General features: G+C 72.2%; 17 protein-coding genes. 1 reads left to right on the top strand and 16 read right to left on the bottom strand.

Annotation, left to right across the window (positions count from 1 at the left end; genetic code table 11):
• The coding region (locus ACR9ZK_RS13520; protein ID WP_481342462.1) for a malate synthase at positions 1-981 on the top strand (981 nt) is incomplete at its 5' end.
• A gap of 9 nt (positions 982-990) precedes the next feature.
• Here the strand turns inward: ACR9ZK_RS13520 and guaD are convergent.
• The 16 genes from guaD to ACR9ZK_RS13440 form a co-directional block, all read right to left on the bottom strand.
• A complete protein-coding gene (gene guaD, locus ACR9ZK_RS13515) occupies positions 991-2,286 on the bottom strand; it encodes a guanine deaminase (RefSeq protein WP_481342461.1) in 1,296 nt (431 codons plus the stop codon).
• Entirely contained in the window at positions 2,283-3,161 is an 879-nt protein-coding gene (xdhC, locus tag ACR9ZK_RS13510; RefSeq protein WP_481342460.1) for a xanthine dehydrogenase accessory protein XdhC, read from the bottom strand. The genes guaD and xdhC overlap by 4 nt, the downstream gene beginning before the upstream one ends.
• Positions 3,158-5,653 (bottom strand): xanthine dehydrogenase molybdopterin binding subunit, encoded by a 2,496-nt coding sequence (xdhB, locus tag ACR9ZK_RS13505; RefSeq protein WP_481342459.1) that lies wholly within the window; start codon positions 5,651-5,653, stop codon positions 3,158-3,160. The genes xdhC and xdhB overlap by 4 nt, the downstream gene beginning before the upstream one ends.
• Positions 5,650-7,167 (bottom strand): xanthine dehydrogenase small subunit, encoded by a 1,518-nt coding sequence (locus ACR9ZK_RS13500; protein ID WP_481342458.1) that lies wholly within the window; start codon positions 7,165-7,167, stop codon positions 5,650-5,652. Before ACR9ZK_RS13500 ends, xdhB begins: the two co-directional genes overlap by 4 nt.
• Before the next feature lie 199 nt (positions 7,168-7,366).
• On the bottom strand, positions 7,367-8,218 hold the full coding sequence (locus ACR9ZK_RS13495; RefSeq protein ID WP_481342457.1) for a bifunctional allantoicase/(S)-ureidoglycine aminohydrolase: 852 nt from the start codon (positions 8,216-8,218) through the stop codon (positions 7,367-7,369).
• On the bottom strand, positions 8,215-9,579 hold the full coding sequence (allB, locus tag ACR9ZK_RS13490) for an allantoinase AllB (protein WP_481342455.1): 1,365 nt from the start codon (positions 9,577-9,579) through the stop codon (positions 8,215-8,217). The genes ACR9ZK_RS13495 and allB overlap by 4 nt, the downstream gene beginning before the upstream one ends.
• On the bottom strand, positions 9,561-10,469 hold the full coding sequence (locus ACR9ZK_RS13485) for a fumarylacetoacetate hydrolase family protein (RefSeq protein WP_481342454.1): 909 nt from the start codon (positions 10,467-10,469) through the stop codon (positions 9,561-9,563). Before ACR9ZK_RS13485 ends, allB begins: the two co-directional genes overlap by 19 nt.
• A 44-nt stretch (positions 10,470-10,513) precedes the next feature.
• Positions 10,514-11,644, bottom strand: a complete 1,131-nt coding sequence (locus tag ACR9ZK_RS13480) for a glycerate kinase (RefSeq protein WP_481342453.1) — start codon at positions 11,642-11,644, stop codon at positions 10,514-10,516.
• Positions 11,645-11,664: 20 nt separating this feature from the next.
• Positions 11,665-13,443, bottom strand: coding sequence for a glyoxylate carboligase (gcl, locus tag ACR9ZK_RS13475; RefSeq protein WP_481342452.1), 1,779 nt, complete (start codon positions 13,441-13,443; stop codon positions 11,665-11,667).
• 75 nt (positions 13,444-13,518) lie between these two features.
• On the bottom strand, positions 13,519-14,403 hold the full coding sequence (locus ACR9ZK_RS13470; protein WP_481342451.1) for a 2-hydroxy-3-oxopropionate reductase: 885 nt from the start codon (positions 14,401-14,403) through the stop codon (positions 13,519-13,521).
• Between the two features lie 61 nt (positions 14,404-14,464).
• Complete coding sequence (locus ACR9ZK_RS13465) at positions 14,465-15,319, bottom strand: hydroxypyruvate isomerase family protein (RefSeq protein ID WP_481342450.1); 855 nt, start codon at positions 15,317-15,319, stop codon at positions 14,465-14,467.
• 170 nt (positions 15,320-15,489) lie between these two features.
• Positions 15,490-15,816, bottom strand: a complete 327-nt coding sequence (gene uraH, locus ACR9ZK_RS13460) for a hydroxyisourate hydrolase (RefSeq protein ID WP_481342449.1) — start codon at positions 15,814-15,816, stop codon at positions 15,490-15,492.
• On the bottom strand, positions 15,816-16,343 hold the full coding sequence (gene uraD, locus ACR9ZK_RS13455) for a 2-oxo-4-hydroxy-4-carboxy-5-ureidoimidazoline decarboxylase (RefSeq protein WP_481342448.1): 528 nt from the start codon (positions 16,341-16,343) through the stop codon (positions 15,816-15,818). Before uraD (ACR9ZK_RS13455) ends, uraH begins: the two co-directional genes overlap by 1 nt.
• Positions 16,340-18,295, bottom strand: coding sequence for a 2-oxo-4-hydroxy-4-carboxy-5-ureidoimidazoline decarboxylase (uraD, locus tag ACR9ZK_RS13450; RefSeq protein ID WP_481342447.1), 1,956 nt, complete (start codon positions 18,293-18,295; stop codon positions 16,340-16,342). Before uraD (ACR9ZK_RS13450) ends, uraD (ACR9ZK_RS13455) begins: the two co-directional genes overlap by 4 nt.
• An 18-nt stretch (positions 18,296-18,313) precedes the next feature.
• On the bottom strand, positions 18,314-19,246 hold the full coding sequence (pucL, locus tag ACR9ZK_RS13445) for a factor-independent urate hydroxylase (protein WP_481342446.1): 933 nt from the start codon (positions 19,244-19,246) through the stop codon (positions 18,314-18,316).
• A gap of 256 nt (positions 19,247-19,502) precedes the next feature.
• The gene (locus ACR9ZK_RS13440; RefSeq protein ID WP_481342445.1) at positions 19,503-20,741 is read right to left on the bottom strand and encodes a DUF6986 family protein; all 1,239 of its coding nucleotides are present in this window, start codon (positions 20,739-20,741) and stop codon (positions 19,503-19,505) included.
• Positions 20,742-20,798 lie beyond the last annotated feature (57 nt).

Raw genomic sequence — 20,798 nt, 5'->3', positions numbered from 1 at the left:
GAGTCGCACCTCGAGGCGCGTCTCTGGGACGACGTCTTCACCCGCACCGAGGAGGTGCTCGGTCTCGACCGCGGCACGATCCGGGCCACCGTGCTCATCGAGACGATCCCGGCCGCCTTCGAGATGGACGAGATCCTCTACGAGCTGCGAGACCATGCAGCCGGGCTCAACGCCGGTCGGTGGGACTACCTCTTCTCCATCATCAAGAACTTCCGCGACGCCGGCCCCGCCTTCACCCTCCCGGACCGCAACGACGTGACGATGAACGCGCCGATGATGAAGGCCTACAGCGACCTGCTCGTCGCGACGTGCCACCGCCGCGGTGCGATGGCCATCGGCGGCATGGCGGCGTTCATCCCGAGCCGCCGCGACGCCCAGGCCAACGAGCGCGCCTTCGCGAAGGTGCGCGAGGACAAGACCCGCGAGGCGAGGGCCGGCTTCGACGGGTCCTGGGTCGCCCACCCCGACCTCGTCGGCCTGTGCGCCGAGGTCTTCACCGAGACGCTGGGCGACCGGCCCAACCAGCTGGACCGGCAGCGCGACGACGTGGAGGTGACGGCCTCCGACCTGCTCGCAGTCTCCCGGACCCCCGGCGAGCGCACGCTCCAGGGCTTGCGCGGCAACGTGTCCGTCGGCATCCAGTACCTCCACGCCTGGCTCTCGGGCAACGGCGCGGCCGGCATCGACAACCTCATGGAGGACGCCGCCACCGCCGAGATCTCGCGGTCCCAGGTGTGGCAGTGGATCCACAACGACGTGACGCTCGCCGACGGCACGACGGTGACGGCCGAGCTGGTCCAGGCCGTGGTCGAGGAGGAGTGTGCCGCCCTCCGCAGCGCCGTCGGAGGGGACCGTTTCGACGCCGACGGCCTGTGGGCCGAGGCACGTCGGCTGTTCGTCGGCAGCGCGGTCTCCGACGACTTCCCGGACTTCCTCACCCTGCCGGCGTACGCGGCCGTCCTCGACGCCGAGGCCCGCTGACCGGCGGGCTCAGCCCTTGACCCGGTCGCCGCCCACCCACACGCCGGCCAGGTCGGAGGCACCCGCGAGCGCGAACGTCTTGGCGAGGGCGTCCTCCGGGCACGCGGCGTGCCGCAGGCCGACGTCGAGCGGGTCGCCCGACAGCGGCCGCACCCACACCGCGTCGAACTGCTTGCCGACCGACAGGTCACCGACCTGCTCGCCGAGCCCGAGGGCCAGGGCACCTGCCCGGGTGGCCAGGTGCAGCAGGTCCGGCGCCCGGAGCGGCAGACCCCGGGCGCCGAGGAGCTGCTGCATGAAGTACGCCTGCAGTCCCTCCTTGAGCAGCGAGAAGCCGGTGCCCGCGCCGACGTCCGAGCCGAGGGCGACCCGGACGCCGTGCTCGGCGTGCGCCCGGAGCGGGAAGAGGCCGCTGCCGAGCGCGGAGTTGCTCGTCGGGCAGTGCGCCACCGCTGCACCCTGGGAGGCGAGCATCGCCAGCTCCCGGTCGGTCGCGTGGACGTTGTGGGCCAGGACCGTGCTCGTGCCGACGAGCCCGTGCCGGTCGTAGGTGTCGACGTAATCCTCGGCGTCGGCGAAAAGCGCTGCCACAGCGGCCACTTCGGCCGGGTTCTCGTTGACGTGCGACGTGAACCACGCTCCCGGGACGTCCTTGAGGACGGCCCGGCACGAGTCGAGCAGGTCGTCGCTCGCGGAGTACGAGAAGCGCGGCGTCACGGCGTACCTCGACCGGCCCCGCCCGTGCCAGCGACGCGCGAGGTCGAGCGCCTCGTCATAGGCCCGCTCCGGCGTGCTGAGCAGGGCCGCGGGCAGCGAACGGTCGCTGACGACGAGGCCCGCGGTGACGCGCACACCGACCCGCTCGACCTCCTCGAAGAGGACGTCCACGGCGCTCGCGAAGTGCGAGCCGAAGACGAGGGCGGTCGTCGTGCCGGCGGACACGAGGCCGGCGACGAACTCCGTCGCCACCTCGCGCGCATAGGGCGCCGAGGCGAGCCGCGCCTCCTCGGGCAGCGCGCACTCGTCGAGCCACTGGAGCAGCGGCATGCCGAGCGCGCCGATCGCCCGGACCTGCGGGTAGTGGACGTGGGTGTCGACCAGGCCCGGGAGCACGAGGCCCCCACTGAGGTCGACGACGTCCTCGTCGGGATGGCGGCGGCGGGCGTCTGCGTAGGCGCCGCGTTCGACGATGGTGCCGTCGACGACGCGAAGGGCGATGTCCGCGTCTGCACGCAGAACGTGACCCGTCGGGGCGTCGGAGCCGCCGGGAGGGGTGTCGAAGAAGGTGCCGCGGTAGATCGTCACCGGGCCACCTCCGAACGGCCGTCGGACGGCGGGGACGTCGACGAGGCTGACGAGGCTGACGGGCGACGCGAGCCGGACGGTCGGGCCGCGAACCGCCGCAGCAGGTCGCCCGCAACGCTGACGGCAATGGTCGCGGGGTCCTTGCCGACGATGTCCGGCAGGCCGATGGGCGTCGTGATCCGGGCCAGGGCGGCGGCGTCGTGGCCCTCACGGCGCAGCAGCACCTCGAAGCGATGCCACTTCGCCGATGACCCGATGAGCCCGATCGAGCCCAGGTGGCTGCTGCGCAGGGCCATGTCGCACAGGGCCGCGTCCTCTGCGTGGTCGTGCGTCATGATGAGCACGTCCGTCCCGGCGGGGACCTGCCCCAGAGCCATCTCGGGCACCGGGGTGTGGTGCACGTGGATGCGCGCGACGGCGTCGTCGAGGACGGCCAGGCGTTCCGGCTCCACCTGGTCGGCGCGTGAGTCGACGAGGTGCAGCTCGAGGTCGTGCCTCGCGAGGATGCGGGCCAGCTCGAGCCCGACGTGGCCGACACCGAAGATCGCGACGGCGGGCACGACGGCGAGCGGCTCGAGCAGGATCGTCACCTCGCCGCCGCAGCACTGCTGACCGTGCTCGCCGGGTGCCTTGTCGCTGAGCGAGAGCGTCAGGGTCTCGGGTGCGAACGCGCCGTCGGCGATGAGCGCCCGGCTGCGGTCGACGGCGGTCGCCTCGAGGTTCCCGCCGCCGATGGTGTCCCAGACCTCGTCGGCGGCCACGACCATCTTGGCGCCGGCCTCGCGGGGCGCGTGACCGCGCACGGCCGTGACCGTGACGAGGACTCCGGGCAGGCGCTGGGCGCGCAGGGCCTCGACGGCCCGGACCCAGCTCATCGTCCCGCTCCAGCCGTGGCTGCGGCCGTGGCTCCGGCCGCGACCTGCTCGGACTCCGGGCGCATCCGCGGTGCCTCGGCCGGAGGCTGGTCCGGCGCCGGCGCGCCGTCACCCAGCGTCATCGCGGCACTCGCGGCACGCTCTGCCTCGCCGTCCTCGGCGTGCTGGCTGCGCGCGGACTCGACGGCCCAGTAGACCGCCTCCGGGGTCGCCGGCGAGGCGAGGGCCACGCTCGTCCCCGGCGGGCCGAACGCGGCGGCCGCCTGGCGCAGCGCCTCCCGCACCGAGAAGGCCAGCATGAGGGGCGGTTCGCCCACCGCCTTGGAGCCGTAGACGGCGCCTTCCTCGTGCGCGTGCTCGAGCAGCGACACGTTGAAGACCTCGGGCATCTCCGAGAAGGACGGCAGCTTGTAGGTGCTTGCGGCCTGGGTGGCCAGCCGTCCGCGGGAGGGCCGGTCGCTCTCGTCCCAGCGCAGGTCCTCGAGCGTGAGCCACCCTGCGCCCTGGACGAAGCCGCCCTCGATCTGGCCCAGGTCGACAAGTGGGGAGAGGCTGTCGCCGACGTCGTGGACGATGTCGACGCGCCGCGTGCGGTACGCGCCGGTGAACCCGTCCACCTCCGTCTCGGCCGCCGCGACGCCGTAGGCGAAGTACTTGAACGGCGAGCCCTGCATGCGCGACGAGTCCCAGTGAAGGCCCTCGGTGCGGTAGAAGCCGGCTGCCCACAGCTGGACCCGCTGGACGTACGCGAGGCCCACGACGTCGTCCCAGTCGATGTGCTCCCCGTCGTCGCCGACGGCGTGCACCATGCCCCGCTCGAAGCGCACGTCGTGCGGGTTGACGCCCAGGGCCCCGGCCGCGACCTGGGCCAGCCGCCCCCGGATCTGCTCGCACGCGTTCTTGACGGCTCCGCCGTTGAGGTCGGCCCCCGAGCTCGCCGCGGTGGCAGAGGTGTTGGGGACCTTGTCGGTGCGGGTCGGGGCGAGGCGCACCTTGTGCAGCGGGACGCCGAGCGTGGTCGCGGCCACCTGCAGCATCTTCGTGTGCAGCCCCTGGCCCATCTCCGTGCCGCCGTGGTTGATGAGCACCGACCCGTCCTTGTAGACGTGCACGAGCGCGCCGGCCTGGTTGAACGCCGTCAGGTTGAAGGAGATCCCGAACTTCACGGGTGTGATGGCGAGGGCCCGCTTCGTGTCGGCGTGGGTCGCGTTGAACTCCGCGATCTCGTGCCGGCGTCGGTCGAGCTCACCGCTCGCGACGACGCCGTCCCAGGCCGTCACGAGGCGCTCGGGGTGGCGCACCGTCTGCCCGTACGGGGTGCTCTGCCCCTCGACGTAGAAGTTGCGGCGCCGCAGCTCGGCGGGGTCGATCCCGAGCAGGGGTGCACACCGGCCGAGGATGTCCTCGATGACGAGCATGCCCTGGGGACCGCCGAAACCCCGGAAGGCCGTCTGCGAGGTCTTGTTGGTCCGCGCGATGCGACCGTTCACGCGGACGTCCGGGATCCAGTAGGCGTTGTCGATGTGGCAGAGGGCACGGGCGAGCACCGGTTCGGACAGGTCGAGGCTCCAGCCACCGTCGGCGGTCAGGGTGGCATCGAGGGCCTGGAGGCGTCCGTCGTCGTCGAAGCCGACCCGCCACTCGGCGTGGAAGCCGTGCCGCTTGCCGGTCATCGTCATGTCCTGGGTCCGGTTGAGCCGCAGACGAACCGGGCGCCCGGTGAGTGTGGAGCCCAGGGCGGCGATGGCGGCCAGGCCGTGGGGCTGCATCTCCTTGCCGCCGAAGCCGCCGCCCATGCGGAGGCACTGGACGGTGACCTCGTTGCTCGCGATCCCGAGCACGTGCGCGATGATCTCCTGCGTCTCGCTCGGGTGCTGGGTGCTCGACTGCGCGAAGACCTGGCCGTTCTCGTCGACGTGGGCGAGCGCACAGTGCGTCTCGAGGTAGAAGTGCTCCTGCCCGGCGAACTCGAGCTCGCCGCTCAGCACGTGCGTCGAGCGCGCGAGGCCGGCACCGACGTCGCCGCGCTCGAGGCGCGGCTGGGCCCCTTGGAAGGACTCGGCGGCGATGGCCTCGCGGACCGTGACGATCGCGGGGTGCGGCTCGTAGTCGACCTCCACCGCTGCCGCGCCGAGCCGGGCGGCCTCGAGCGTCTCCCCGAGGACCCAGCACACGGCGTGGCCCACGTACATCACCTCGGTGGGGAACAACGGCTCGTCGTGCTTGACCCCCGCGTCGTTGACGCCGGGGACGTCTGCTGCGGTCAGGACACGCACGACACCCTCGACGGCGTACGCCGGCTCGACGCGCAGGGCGGTCACCGTGGCGCGGGCGTGAGGTGCCTGTACCGGCCAGGCGTGCAGCACGTGGGCAGTGCGGCCGACGAGGTCGTCGGTGTAGAGGGCTCGACCCGTGACGTGGAGCGTTGCTGCCTCGTGCGGGATCGTCTGTCCCACAACGGGGTTCGTCGGGCGCTCGGAGAGCTGGCTCATGCTCCCACCTCCTGCTGCGTCGCGTGCCGGGCATGGAGCTTGAGCAGGGCCGTGCCCAGCATCGTGCTCCGGTACGCCGCGCTGGCGCGGTGGTCGTCGAGCGGAGTGCCCTCGGCGCGCATCACCGCGGCCGCCTCGCGGACGACCTCCTTGCTCCAGGCGCGGCCCTCGAGGGCCGCCTCGGTCGCGAGTGCCCGGACGGGGGTCGCGGCGACGCCGCCGAGACCGATCCGGGCCTTGCGCACGGTGCCGCCCTCGACGGTGACGGCGAAGCCCACGGCGACGCTGCTGATGTCGTCGAAGCGCCGCTTGGCGATCTTGTGGAAGGCCGACACAGGAGCGAGCGGCAGCGGGACCCGCACCGCACGGATGACCTCGTCGGCGGCCCGGACGGTCTGGCGGTAGCCGGTGAAGTAGTCGGCCAGCAGCACCTCGCGCTCGCCGCGCGACGACGCGAGCACGACGGCCGCCTCGAGAGCGAGCAGGGCCGGGGGCAGGTCGCCGATGGGGGATCCGGTGCCGAGGTTGCCGCCGATGGTCGCGCCGTTGCGGATGAGGCGTGAGGCGAACTGCGGGAACACCTCGGCGAGCAGCGGGATCCGACCGTCCAGCCTGCTCTCGACCTCGGACAGCGTGAGGGCCGCGCCGATCTCGACGGACGTGGCCCCGACCTCGAGGCCGCGCAGCTCCTCGACCCGGTCGATCCCGATGACGTGGGGCGCGCGGGTGCCGCGGAGGTTGACCTCGACGCCCCAGTCGGTCGACCCGGCGACGAGCACCGCGTCGGGGTGCTCGGCCATGAGGGCGAAGACGTCGGCGAGGTCCGCCGCTCGGGCGTAGGAGCCGGACGCCGTGGAGAGCCGTGTGGCGACGGCCGCCGGTGCCGGCTCGTGACGGCGCGCGGCGAGCGGGTCGGACTCGGCAGGAGGGCCCAGCGCGTACGCGGCGTCGCGGATCGGCCGGTAGCCGGTGCAGCGGCACAGGTTGCCCGACAGGGCGTGGAGGTCGAAGCCGTTGGGGCCGTGTTCGTTGCCGTGCTCGTTGCCGTCGTCGTGACCGGGAGCCGTGTCGCAGCGGCCGGGGCGGTAGTACTCGGCGGCCATGCTGCAGACGAACCCGGGCGTGCAGTAGCCGCACTGCGAGCCGCCGCGCTCGGCCAGCTCCTGCTGCACGGGGTGCAGCCTCGTGGGCTCGCCGAGGCCCTCGGCCGTCACGACCTCCTGCCCGTCGAGCGAGGCCGCCGGGATGAGGCACGCGTTGATGGCGGTCCAGGCCGTGGCGTCGGCCGTGCCGTCCGCAGTGCCTCGGCGCCCGCCGAAGGAGTCGCTGCCGGGGCGGGCCACGAGGACCGAGCACGCCCCGCACTCACCCTCGGCACAGCCCTCCTTGGCGCCGGTCAGGCCACGCGACCGGATCAGGTCGAGCGCGCTCGTCCAGGCCGGCACACCGGCGAGGTCGATGCGCTCGCCGTTGACGCAGACCGACGGGGTCGGCGCGGTGGTCGAAGACGTCATTGTCCACTCCTCGTGGTGCGCGAAGCACCGGTTCGACCGGTCGAGACGACGATCGGCCGCATGGTTGGGGGGGTGAACCGAGCCGCTGGTTATCCATGCCGAACAACGGTCGGACGCTGCATCGATCGTACGCGGCAGCCCAGTCCGTTGGGAAGGTGTGGCTCGGCAGTTATTCCACTATGTGGATAGTTGGTTCCGTTCAGAGGAACTGCCTGGACAGCTTCGGGTGCCGGTTGACGTCCTTGTAGAGCAGGTAGCGGAAGCGTCCCGGGCCTCCCGCGTAGCAGGCCTGCGGGCAGAACGCGCGCAGCCACATGAAGTCCCCCGCCTGCACCTCGACCCAGTCCCTGTTGAGCAGGTAGACGGCCTTGCCCTCCAGCACGTAGAGGCCGTGCTCCATGACGTGGGTCTCGGGAAAGGGAATGACCCCTCCCGGCTCGAAGGTGACGATCGTGACGTGCATGTCGTGACGCACGTCGAGCGGGTCGACGAAGCGCTTCGTCGTCCACGCGTCGTTCGTGTCCGGCATCGGGCTGGCCTCGACGTCGCGCTCGTGCGTGACGAACGCCTCCGGTGCGTCGATGCCGTCGACCGGCTCGTACGCCTTGCGGATCCAGTGGAACGTCGCGGGCTCGTTCGCGTCGGCGTCGACCCTGAGACGCCAGCGGGCGCCGGCCGGCAGGTACGCGTACCCGCCCGGCTCCATGACGTGCTCGTCGAGCTGCCCGTCGGGGCCGACGAGGAGACGCAGCGACCCGCCGACGACGAAGAGCACGCCCTCGGCGCCGGGGTCGAGCTCGGGCCGGTCGCTGCCTCCGCCGGGCGACACCTCGACGACGTACTGCGAGAACGTCTCGGCGAACCCCGACAGCGGCCGGGCGATGACCCAGGTGCGGGTCCCCTCCCAGTAGGGGAGCGCGCTGGTGACGATGTCGCGCATCGTCCCGCGGGGCAGGAGGGCATACGCCTCGGTGAAGACGGCCCGGTCGGTCGTCAGGTCGGTCTGGGGTGGCAACCCGCCCGACGGGACGTGGTAGCTCGGCTGGTTCATGCGTCTCCTCTCCGCAGCAGCCGCCCACGCGGCGCTGCGTCGACGTCCACGGGGGTGCCGCGCAGCCAGGTCTGCCGCACGAGGCCCGTGAGCGTGCGGCCGGCGTACGCCGACACGGGGTTCTTGTGCTGGAGGGCGTTCGCGTCGACGACGAACTCGTCGTCGGGGGCGAAGACGGCGAGGTCGGCGTCCGCTCCCACGGCGATCCGTCCCTTGGCGGCCAGACCGACCTGCTCCGCGGGTGCAGTGGACATCCAGCGCACGACGTCCGGCAGCCCGAGGCCGCGGGCCCGCGCGCCGGTCCAGGTGGCGGCGAGCCCGAGCTGGAGCCCGGCGATGCCGCCCCACGCCGTGCCGAAGTCGCCGCTGTCGAACGCCTTGAGGTCGGGCGTGCACGGCGAGTGGTCGGTGACGACGAGGTCGATGTCGCCTGAGGCCAGCCCCTCCCAGAGGCGGTCGCGGTTCGCCGACTCGCGGATCGGCGGGCAGCACTTGAACTCCGTCGCCCCGTCCGGGATCTCCTCGGCCGAGAAGGTCAGGTAGTGCGGGCACGTCTCGACGCCGAGCGCGACGCCGTCGGCGCGCGCCGATCTCAGCATCGGCAGCGCGTCGGAGCTCGACAGGTGCAGCACGTGCGCGCGGCCACCGGTCCGCCGGGCCAGCTCGATGACGTGGGCGATCGCGAGGTTCTCGGCGCCACGCGGACGCGAGCGCAGGAAGGCGGCGTACGCCCGACCGTCCGCCGGACGGGCCTGCTCGATGACGTGTGCGTCCTCGGCGTGGACGATCATCAGCGCGCCGAGGCGCGCCGTCTCGTGCATCGCGGCCTCGAAGTCGGCCGGCTCGAGGTGCGGGAACTCGTCGACACCCGAGTGCAGCAGGAAGCACTTGAACCCGAAGACGCCCTGCTCATGCAACGGTCCGAGGTCCTCGACGTTGCCGGGGACGGCTCCGCCCCAGAAGCCGACGTCGACCCAGGCCTGACCACGGGCGACCTCGCGCTTGGCCTCCAGCGCCTCGACGGTCGTCGTCGGGGGGACGGAGTTGAGCGGCATGTCGACGATGGTCGTCACCCCGCCACGGGCGGCGGCACGGGTGGCGCTGGCGAAGCCCTCCCACTCGGTGCGCCCCGGTTCGTTGACGTGCACGTGCGTGTCGACGAGACCGGGCAGGAGCACCTCGTCGGGTGCCAGGTCGACGAGGGCCCGCGCCGCGAGCATCCGCGCGGCGGGCTCGACCTCGGCGAGCGTCGGCGCCGTGCGGAGCTCGGCCACGCGGCCGTCCTGCACCCCGACGACCGCCGCGGTGACGTGTCCGTCGACGACGGCGCGGGGCGCGCGGATCAGCGTGTCGAGAGCCATGCGGGCGACTCCTTCGTCGGGCCTTCGTGTCCGACCGTATGCCGCGCGGCCCGGATCGGGGAGCGATGTCGGCCGAGGGGCCCTCCGTCGACCTCGACGAGGTCGCCGTCGCGGAGGTACGGGCGCGGCTCCGGCGCCGCCATGGCGACACCGGCGGGGGTGCCGGTGATGACGACGTCGCCCGGCTCGAGGCTCATCAGCGCGCTGACGTACGAGAGCGCCGCGCCCACCCCGAGGACCATGTCGTCGGTCGTGCCGTCCTGGCGGCGCCGGCCGTTCACGTCGAGCCGCAGGCGCACCCCGGTCGCGTCCGGCGCCGGGAGCTCGTCAGGTGTGACGAGCCACGGACCCAGCGGGCAGTAGGTGTCGGCGGACTTGCCCTTCGTCCAGGTGCCACCGCGCTCGAGCTGCAGCTCGCGGTCGGTGAGGTCGTCGGCGAGGGTGTAGCCCGCGACCGCGGCGAGGGCCTCCTCGGGGGTGGCGTCGGTGAGCCGGCGACCCACGACGACCGCGAGCTCGACCTCGTGGTCCGTCGTCGTGGACCCGGGCAGGAGGCGTACCGGGTCGTCGGGTCCGCAGACCGAGCTCGTCGCCTTGAGGAACACGACGGGCTCGGTCGGCACCGGGACCCCGAGGACGGCCGCGTGGTCGTGGTAGTTGAGGCCGAGGCCGACGATCTTCCCCGGACGGGCGACAGATGGTCCGTACCGGGGGACGCCTCCGGCGCCGTTCGCCGGCGAGCGACCGGCCGCGTGCAGGGGAACAGGCAGGGGAGCAAGCAGGTCGCGCTCGAGCGCCTCGCGGGCAGCGGGGATCCCGTGGGCCAGGAAGCCGGCGTCGACGTCGGTCGCGACCGGGGCGAGGTCGAGCAGCGTACCGTCCGTCGTCACGACGACAGGGCGCTCCGAGCCCGGCGGGCCCACGCGTGCGAACCTCATGCCGGAGCCACGCTCAGCGACTGCGCGAGGCGCTGCCCGATGCGTTCCAGGGCCGCCCCCGGTGCCTCGAGCGACGCCTCGAGCGACCCCGCCTCGTCGGTCGTCGTCAGGACGTCCGCGAAACCAGCAGCGGCCCAGGTCTCCCGGTCCAGGAGGCAGCGACCGGCGACGGCGACCACAGGGACGCCCGCTGCGCGCGCCGCCGCCGCCACGGCGGCCGGCGCCTTCCCGCGCAGCGTCTGCTCGTCTAGCGATCCCTCCCCGGTGATGACGAGGTCCGCGCCGGACAGCAGGTCGACCAGTCCGGTGAGCTCGAAGACGAGCTCGGCGCCGGGCCGCGCGACCGCCCCGAGCGCGGCCACGAGCGCGAAGCCGACCCCACCCGCGGCCCCGGCACCCGGGACGTCACGCAGGTCGTGCCCGGTCGAGGCGGCGACGACGTCGGCCCAGTGTCCGAGCGCCGTGTCGAGACGGTCGACCTCCTCGGCGGTGGCACCCTTCTGCGGCCCGTAGACGGCAGCCGCGCCCTCCGGACCCGTGAGCGGGTTGTCGACGTCGCACGCGACGACGATCTCGGCGTCGGCGAGCGCCGGGTGCAGGCCGGTCAGGTCCAGCGTCGCGACATCCGCCAGGGCCGCGCCGCCCTCGGAGACGGGGCGGCCTGCCGCGTCCGGGGTGCGTGCTCCCAGGGCGCGCAGCAGCCCGGCGCCGCCGTCGGTGCCGGCACTGCCGCCGATGCCGACGACGAGGCGGCGGCATCCGGCGTCGAGGGCCGCGGCCATGACCTCACCCGTGCCCCGGCTCGTGGACGTGAGCGGCGCGGAGACGCCGCCCGGAAGCTGCCCCAGGCCGCTCACGTCCGCGAGCTCGACGACGGCCGTGTCGCCCCGCCTCGCCCACGCGGTCGCCACCGGCGCTCCCGTGGGTCCACTGGCACGGACGGGGACGCGGTGGAACCCCGCCGCGACGGCGGCCGCGACGGTCCCGTCGCCGCCGTCTGCCACCGGGACGGTGACGACCTCGGCGTCGGGGCAACCCGCCCGGACACCGGCGAGGAGGTACGACGCGACGGTGGCTGCGCTCAGCGTCCCCTTGAACTTGTCCGGGGCGATGACGACTCGGGGCACGGGAGCTCCTTGGGTCGGGTTCAGTCGAGGTTCGCGTAGAGCGCGGTCGGGGCGTCCTGCTCGCTGACCGCGAGCTCCTCGAACTCGGTCACGGTGCCGAGCGAGATGCCCATGGACACGTTGGTCACCCGCTCGAGGATGACCTCGACGATGACAGGGACGCGGTGCTCGACGACCATCTTCTTGGCCTGCTCGAGCGCGGGCAGGATCTCCTCCGGTCGAGTGACCCGGATCGCCTTGCACCCCAAGCCCTCTGCCACCTTGACGTGGTCGACTCCGTACCCGTTCACCTCGGGAGCGTTGATGTTCTCGAAGGAGAGCTGGACGCAGTAGTCCATGTCGAAACCACGCTGCGACTGGCGGATGAGGCCGAGGTACGCGTTGTTCACGAGGACATGGATGTACGGGATGTTGAACTGCGCCCCGACCGCCAGCTCCTCGATCATGAACTGGAAGTCGTAGTCGCCCGACAGCGCCACGACCGTCGAGTCGGGGTCGGCCGTGGCGACTCCGAGGGCGGCCGGCACGGTCCAGCCCAGCGGACCGGCCTGGCCGGCGTTGATCCAGTGCCGGGGCCGGTAGACGTGGAGCAGCTGGGCGGCCTGGATCTGGGAGAGGCCGATCGTGCTGACGTAGCGGACGTCGCTGCCGAAGGCCTTGTTCATCTCCTGGTAGACCCGCTGCGGCTTGATCGGCACCACGTCGAAGTTCGTCTTTCGCCACAGGTTTCGCTTGCGCTCGAGGCACTCCGCGACCCATCCGGTGCGGTTCGGCAGCCGACCCGCGGCGCGGCGCTCGCGTGCCGCCTCGACGAACAGCTCGAGGGCCGCCCTGGCGTCGGAGACGATGCCGAAGTCGGGGGCGAAGACCCGCCCGATCTGCGTCGGCTCGATGTCGACGTGCACGAAGGTGCGGCCCGCGGTGTAGGTCTCGACGTCGCCGGTGTGACGGTTGGCCCACCGGTTCCCGATCCCCAGCACGAAGTCCGACGCGAGCAGTGTCGCGTTGCCGTAGCGGTGGCTCGTCTGCAGACCGACCATGCCGACGTTGAGCTCGTGGTCGTCGGCGATCGTGCCCCAGCCCATGAGGGTCGGCACGACGGGCACGCCGGTCAGCTCGGCGAACTCGACGAGCAGGTCGGCCGCGTCGGCGTTGATGATGCCTCCGCCCGCGACGATGAGCGGGCGGTCGGCGGCCTCGAGCAGGTCGAGCGCCTTGTCGACCTGGCGACGCGTCGCGGCCGGCTTGTAGACGGGCAGCGGCTCGTACGTGTCGACGTCGAACTCGATCTCGGTCTGCTGGACGTCGATGGGCAGGTCGATGAGGACGGGGCCGGGTCGACCGGAGCGCATGAGGTGGAAGGCCTGCTGGAACGTGCCGGGGACCTGGGCGGCCTCGAGGACCGTGACGGCCATCTTCGTCAGCGGCTTGGCGATCGCGGCGATGTCGACGGCCTGGAAGTCCTCCTTGTGCAGCTTGGCGACGGGTGCCTGACCGGTGATGCAGAGGATGGGGATCGAGTCGGCGCTCGCCGAGTAGAGCCCGGTGACCATGTCGGTGCCCGCGGGGCCGCTCGTGCCGATGCAGACGCCGATGTTGCCGGCGCGGGCGCGCGTCCAGCCCTCTGCCATGTGCGAGGCGCCCTCGACGTGGCGGGCGAGCGTGTGGTGCAGGCCGCCTTGGGTCTGCATCGCCTTGTAGAACGGGTTGATCGCGGCCCCGGGTAGGCCGAAGACGTTGGTGATGCCCTCCTTCTTGAGGATCTCCACCGCGGCCTGGGCTGCTGTCATGCGTGCCATGTTCGTGTCCTTGCGTGGCTGCCCCCGGCAGACGGCTGGGTGTCGCGGCGGTATACCGTGGGGCGGGTCTGTGGGTCAGGCGGGCTGCTGCCCGGAGAGGCGCTGCACGCCGCGGAGCAGGGCGGAGTGGTCGAGGCCACCGTCGCCGTTGGCGCGGGCGGAGGCCATGAGCGTCGCGACGAGGCTGCCGAGCGGGAGCACGACCCCCGCCTCACGTGCGGCGGAGCTGACGATGCCCATGTCCTTGTGGTGCAGGTCGATCCGGAAGCCGGGCTCGAACGAGTCGGTCAGCATGTTGTCGCGCTTCTGGTCCAGCACCTTGGAGCCGGCGAGGCCGCCGCCGAGGACCCTCAGGGCGGCGTCGAGGTCCACGCCGTAGGCCCGGAGGAAGACGACCGCCTCGGCGAGAGCCTCGATGTTGGCGGCCACGATGAGCTGGTTGGCCGCCTTGACGGTCTGGCCGGCGCCGTTGCCGCCGACGTGGACCACGGTGCTGCCGACCGTGTCGAGGATCGGCTTCGCCTCGGCGAAGTCGTCGGCCGCGCCGCCCACCATGATGGACAGGGCGGCGTTGCGGGCGCCCGCCTCGCCACCGGAGACCGGCGCGTCGAGGAGACGAAAGCCCTTGGCGCGGGCCTCCTTCGCGAGCTCGGCGGTGACGTCGGGGCGGATCGAGGAGAAGTCGATGACGAGCGTGCCGGGCTGCGCGTTGGCGAAGACGCCGTCGTCGCCGAGCAGCGCCGCCTGCACGTCGGGGGAGTCGGGCACCATGACCGCGACGACGTCGGCGGCCTTGACGGCGTCGGCGATGGAGTCAGCGCCTCGGCCGCCGGCCTCGACGAGGGGGGCGTAGCGGTCGGGGGTGAGGTTGTAGCCCACGACGTCGTGGCCGGCCTTGGCGAGGTGCACGGACATCGGGCTGCCCATGATGCCGAGCCCGATGAAGGCGATGCTGGTCATGTCGATCTCCTTGCGATCGTTGGGAGGTCTGGTGTGGTGGAGGGAGGCCGCGCGGAGCGGCTCACTGCGCGGTCGTCGAGGCGAGGCCCAGCCGGCCGAGGCTGTCGAGGGTGGAGGTCGTCGGCGCGTACTCGAGCCCGACCCACCCGGTGTAGCCGTGCCGAGCGAGGTCGGTGAGGTGACGGTCGAGGTCGAGGCGCCCGGTCCCCGGCTCCCCGCGACCGGGCCAGTCCGCGACCTGGACGTGGGCGACCCGGTCGGCGTAGGTGCCAACGGCGGCGTCGAGGTCGTCCCCGTTGTTGGCCAGGTGGAAGAGGTCGAGCAGGAAGCCGACGTTGTGGGCGCCGGCCCCACGCACGTCGTCCACGACGGCGACGGCGTCCGCGGCCGTGCGCAGGGGATAGGGCTTGGGGCCGCTGACCGCCTCGACGAGGACCGTCGCACCGATGCGGTCCGCCGCGTGGGCGGCCGCCACGATGCTCTCGCGGCCCAGGGCGTCCTGCTCCTGCGGCGACGCGTCGTCGACGCGGTTGCCGAAGAGCGCGTTGAAGGCGCCGACGCCGAGCCGTTCACCGATGCCGACGGCGACATCGACGTTGTCGCGGAACTGCCCCACTCGTGAGGGGATCGACAGCACCCCGCAGTCCGGACCGGCCAGGTCGCCTGCGAAGAAGTTGAGCCCGGCGAGACGCACGCCGGCATCCTCGACGGCGCGGACGAGGGCCTCCACGTCCCGGTCAGAGGGCACGGGCTGCTCGGGCCACGGCCACCACAGCTCGATGGTGTCGAAGCCGGCGTCACGGGCGGCCTGGGGCCGCTCGAGCAGCGGCAGCTCGGTGAACAGCATCGAGCAGTTGGCCAGGTAGCGCAGGCCGCCGGGGGCGACCGGTGCGCCGCGGTGCTGGTTCGTCGTCATCTCTCAACTTCCGTTATGTGGAAAAGAATTTCCGATATGCAAAACGGTAAGGGGACGCGCGTCCTCCGTCAAGAGGCCGCAGGCCGTCGTCCCATCTCTTGAGCAGCGTTGCGCTGCAACGGCTTACGACGTAACGAGGACGTTCGGGCCGGTGGGTGGTGGAGCGGAGGTCAGCTGCCGCGGTAGGTCGAGTAGCCGTACGGGTTGAGCAGCAGGGGCACGTGGTAGTGCTCGTCGGAGTCGGCGATCGTGAACGCGATCGTGACCTCCGGGTAGAAGCCGCGGGTGCCGTTGGCGGCGAACCAGGCGCCGGTCTCGAACCGGAGGCGGTAGTCGCCGGCCTCGAGCCGGTCGGGCCCGAGGGACCCGACCCGGCCGTCCGCGTCCGTCGTCGCGGCGCCCAGAGCCTCCCCGGACGCCGACTCGAGCGTGACCCCGAGGTCCCGCGCCGGCCGCCCGGTGCTGGTGTCGAGCACGTGGGTCGACAGGGTCGACATCAGAGCACCCCCTCGAGCCGGAGCAGGGCGATCTCGCGCAGCTGGGCCACGGTCTCGGCGCGCTCGGTCTCGTCGTCGTTGGCGAGCCGACGCCGCAGCTCCGCGAGGATCTCCGAGGCGGACCGTCCGGCGGCGCGGATGAGGAAGACGCGGTCGAAACGCTTCTCGTACGCGGCGTTGCCGGCGGCCAGGGCCGCGGCGACCTCGCGGTCGGCGGGGTCGACGCCCGACTGCTCGCGCCGGGAGAGCTCGGCGTGGTGCTCCGGTGCGCTCGCCCGCTCCCCGATGCGGGGGTGCCCGGCGAGCGCGGCGGCGAGCTCCGCGTCGTCGAGGTGGCGGGCGGATCGCTCCGCCACCTCGAGGACGGCGTCACGTCCGGCATACGGCCGCCCGGCGAGCACGTCGTCGGCCCAGCGGTCGACGCCGAGGCAGGCGAGCAGCCGCGGTCGCAGGGACTCCACCGGCTCGTCGTTGAAGGTCTCGAGTCCCGCGGACGCCGAGGTGCTGGTGTCGGTGCTCCGGCTCATGCCATCTGGTCCACGTCGACGCTGCGCGTGCGGGCACTGTGGATCGGGTTGGCGTCGGCGACGAGGCCGTCGAAGCGGTACGCCGCGATCTTCGAGATCTCGACGAGCGCCGCCGCGTGCTCCTGGCTCGGCGAGTTGTTGAGCCGCTCCCACCCGTGACGCAGCACCTGTGCGAAGGAGTCCCGGTCGCGCACGCACGTGACGAGCGGGAAGCCGAAACGGTCGCGGTACTGGTGCGTCAGCTCGGACAGCTCCAGGTGGTCCTTCTCGTCCAGACGCGTGAGGCCCAGCGCTGCCTGGTCGCGCAGTGAGTCCTCACCCTCGTCACCGCCTGCGACGCTCTCGGCCCCGAGGTCCGGGTAGGCGTCGATGAGGTCGAGCTGCTCCTCGGTGGTGGCCGAGAAGAGCGCCTCCTGGAAGGCCTGGCGCAGGTCCTTGGTGTCGGCGAACGGCCGCTGGTCGTAGGCCCGCTCGACCACCCAGGTCGGCCCCTGGAAGAGGCTCCCGAACGTGCCCACGAACTGCTCCCGGGTCATCTCGTTGACCTCGGTGAGGCGGACGAGCCGGCCCGGGGTGCCGGCGACGGCCGGACCCCGCGTCGAGCCGACGTGGTGGAAGAGCAGGTTGAGCAGGATGGCCGTGATGCTGCCGAGCGTGATGCCCGAGCCGAGGATGATCTGCGCCCAGCCGGGCACCGCCTTGGCGACGTCGGGCTGCGCCGTGACGTACATCGCGAGCCCGACGCTCGTGGCGACGATGACGACGTTGCGGTGGTCGTGGAAGTCCACGCGCGAGAGGGTCTGGAAGCCCACGACGGCCACGGTGGCGAACATCGCGAGTGCCGCGCCGCCCAGCACGGGGTGCGGGATCCCCGCGACGACCGCTCCCGCCTTGGGGATGAGACCGATGACGATCATGATCGCGCCGGCCATGGCGACGACGTAGCGGCTCTTGACCCGCGTGAGGCGCACCAGCCCGACGTTCTCGGCGAAGCAGGTGTAGGGGAACGAGTTGAAGACGCCGCCGATCGTCGTCGCCAGACCGTCGGCCCGCAGCGCACGCGCGATGTCCTCGCGCTCGATCCGCTTCTCGACGATCTCTCCCGTGGCGAAGACGTCACCGGTGGTCTCGACCGCGGTGATGAGCATGACCACGACCATCGAGATGACGGCCGCGACGGAGAACCTCGGCCAGCCGAAGTAGAAGGGTGTGGTGACGCCGAACCACCCTGAGCCCGAGACGCTGTCGAAGTGCGCGTCGCCCAGCAGCCAGGCGACGAGCGTGCCGGCGACGAGGCCGACGAGCACCGCGACGGTTGCCATGAAGCCCTTGAAGACGCGCTGGATGACGACGATGAGCGCGAGCGTGCCCAACGCGTACGCCATGTTGCGACCGCTCGACGGGTTGAGGTCGGGCCCGGCGCCGCCGACGGCGTCCGCCGCGGCGACGGGCAGCAGCGCGATGCCGATGATCGTGATGACCGAGCCCGTGACGACCGGCGGGAAGAAGCGGATCAGGCGGCTGAAGTATGGGGCGATGAGGAAGGTGAAGAGGCCCGCGACGATGACCGCGCCGTAGATGACGAGCAGGCCCTCGGTGCCGCCGCCGGCGGCGAGGCCGATGGCGATCATGGGAGAGACGGCCGTGAAGGTCACGCCCTGCAGCAGCGGGAGGCGAACGCCCACCTTCCAGAAGCCGACCGACTGGATGATCGAGGCGATGCCGCACGTGAAGAGGTCGGCGTTGATGAGGTGGATGAGCTCCTCGGTGGACAGGTGGATCGCGCTCGCGAGCAGGATCGGCACGATGACCGCGCCGGCGTAGAAGGCGAGGACGTGCTGGAAGCCGTAGACGAAGAGCCGCGGTGCGGGCAGCACCTCGTCGACGGGGTGGCGCGACCGGCGGGGACGCCGGGCAGGGGCCTGCGTGGCCCCGGTGGCAGCTGTGCTCATGGTCGAGTCCCTTTCCGGTCAGCAGAAGCCGGGGGTGGCGAGCCAGGCCTCGGGTGCGGCCGGCACGTCGTCGCGCAGCACGGTCGCCTCGATGAGGCCGTAGGGGCGGTCGGCGGCGATGAAGACCTCGCCGTTGTTCTCGACGTCCGGGAAGGCGGAGAAGTCGACGAGGAAGTGGTGCTTGTTGGGCGCGGAGAACCTGATCTCGGCGATGTCCGCGTGCCGCTCGAGGACGGCCTGGCCCATGGCGTGGAGGGTCTCCTGCAGGGCGCGGCTGTACGTGGTCGCGAACACCTCGAGGAGCGTCTCGCGGACGCTGTCGAACGACTTGTTCCAGTCGACGTCGGTGCCGAGGTGACGCCACCGGGCGACGAGCGACGTCGCGAGGATGCGGTCGTCGGTCTCGGCGAGCGTCGTGTACTCGTCCTTGAGGTATCCCTTGAACTCCGAGCCGGTGGACTTGAGCACGACGAGGTCCGTGAGCCCGGAGACGACGTGCGTCGTGCGTGCCCCCGCCGCGGCCCCCGCCGACGCGTCCCCCGCGCGTTCGACCGTGACGACGGTCGTGCGCGTGTCGCCGCCGCGGCGGACGAAGGCGTGGTCGTGACCGCCGTCGCCGACCGGGATACGGTCCCAGGCGTATTGCTCGACCTCGATGCGGGCCCCGGTCGCCGCGGGCGCGGCGTCGAGGAAGCGTCCGGCGAGGGCGAGCGCGTAGTCCTCGGGCGAGCTGACGCCGTGCTTCTTGGCGTAGACGAAGGCGGTGTTCTTCTGCGTGTCCGTGGGGAGGATCTTGGACTGGTCGCCGGTCACGTGCGCGTCGGCGAAGTCACCGCGGAGTGACGTCGACACGTTGAGGTCGACGATCTCGTGTCGGGCTGTGTCCCGCGTGATGCGGACCACCCGGTTCTCAGCCTTGCCGTACTGGTTCGGGCCCAGAACGATGCTCATGTCTCAACTCCATTGTCGATGGCTGGTTCTGCTCGCGACGGTGCTTCCCATCAGGGTGCCGTGGTCGGGGTCGCGGTGGAGCGGTCTTGCGGCTCCGGTCTATGACTTCCAAGATGCGGAATCAAATTATCGAATAATGGAAGGGTAGGCGTGGCTGTCCCGTGCCGTCAACGGTCCGGCGGACCCGTCTCGCGTGCCGGGCGGCAGCCGTGCGCCGTGGTGCGCGACCAGCGAGGTGGGCGACCGACCGCTGTGGTCAGGCGCGGCGGGCCAGTCGCGCGAGGGCCACGCGGTCCATGCCGCACCGAGTGGCCGCCTCGTCCGCGTCCAGGGCGCCGCAGTCGATGCCGCGCAGCACGAAGTCGGCGAGGGCGCGCGCGGTCGCGGGCTCGTCCATGAAGGCGGAGTCGCGCTGTGCGACGTAGTCGGCCAGGCGGCGGGCCGCTCCGGGGAATCCACTGCGGTAGAAGGCGAACACCGCGGCGTACCGTGTCGGCAGCTGGGCCGGGTGCAGGTCCCAGCCCTGGTAGTAGCCGCGCGCGAGGGAGCGGCCCACGAGCCGGTGGTGCAGTGCCCAGGCGGCGGCCACGGAGTCGGCACTGCCGACCGGGAGGACGTTCGATGACCCGTCGGAGAGCCGCACGCCCGTCTCGGCCGCGGCGACCTGCATGACGGCCTTGGCGTGGTCGGCGGCAGGGTGGTCCATGGCCTGGTGCGCGGCGGCGATGCCGAGGGAGGCCGAGTAGTCGTAGGTGCCGTAGTGCAGTCCCGTGCACCGACCGGCTGCCGCATGGATCATGCGTGGGACGAGCGAGGCCCCGTCGGGTCCGAGGATCGCCTGCGGCGTCTCGACCTGGATCTCGAAGCGGAGCGGCGTGCCCAGCCCGAGCGCGGACTCGAGCCGTTCGGCGGCCACCACCATCGCCTCCACCTGTTCGACGCTCGTCACCTTGGGCAGGGTGACGACGAACCCCGGTGGCAGGGAACCCTCCTCGCACACGCGCTCGACGAAGCGGGCCAGGGTGCGCAGCCCCCGGCGGCGGGTCGGGGCCTCGAACGACTTGAAGCGGATGCCGGTGAACGGCGGAGCCGAACCGCGCTCGAGCGACGCGAGCAGCTCGTCGGCGGCGGCGTCGACCGCAGCGTCCTCCTCGTCGTCGGGGCGCGCCCCGTACCCGTCCTCGAAGTCGATCCGGAGGTCCTCGACCGGCTCGGTCGCGAGCTTGCGGCGCACCGCCTCCTCGGTCTGCGTGTCGCCGACGACCGACGAGAAGGCAGCCGCGTTCGAGTCGATGGCGGCGGTCGCCGCCGCGCCCCACGTCGTCGCGAGCCGGGCGTCGTACCGGTCCGCGGGGACGTACACCGTGTGCACGGGCTGCCGGCCGGCCGCGGGCCCGGGAAAGCGCTCGGAGAGGTCACGGTCGGCGGCGCTCAGACGCTCGTCCAGCTCGTCGGCGAGCGCCGTGACGTCGAGCGGCGTCGCGCCGGCCTGCATGGTCGCGGCGGGGTCCGGGGCTGTCTCTTATACACATCTGACGCTGCCGACGACGGA

Source organism: Monashia sp. HAY1-5C (assembly GCF_056755255.1).
The sequence above is the reverse complement of the archived record's forward strand: the minus strand, read 5'-3'. Positions and strand labels throughout refer to the sequence as shown.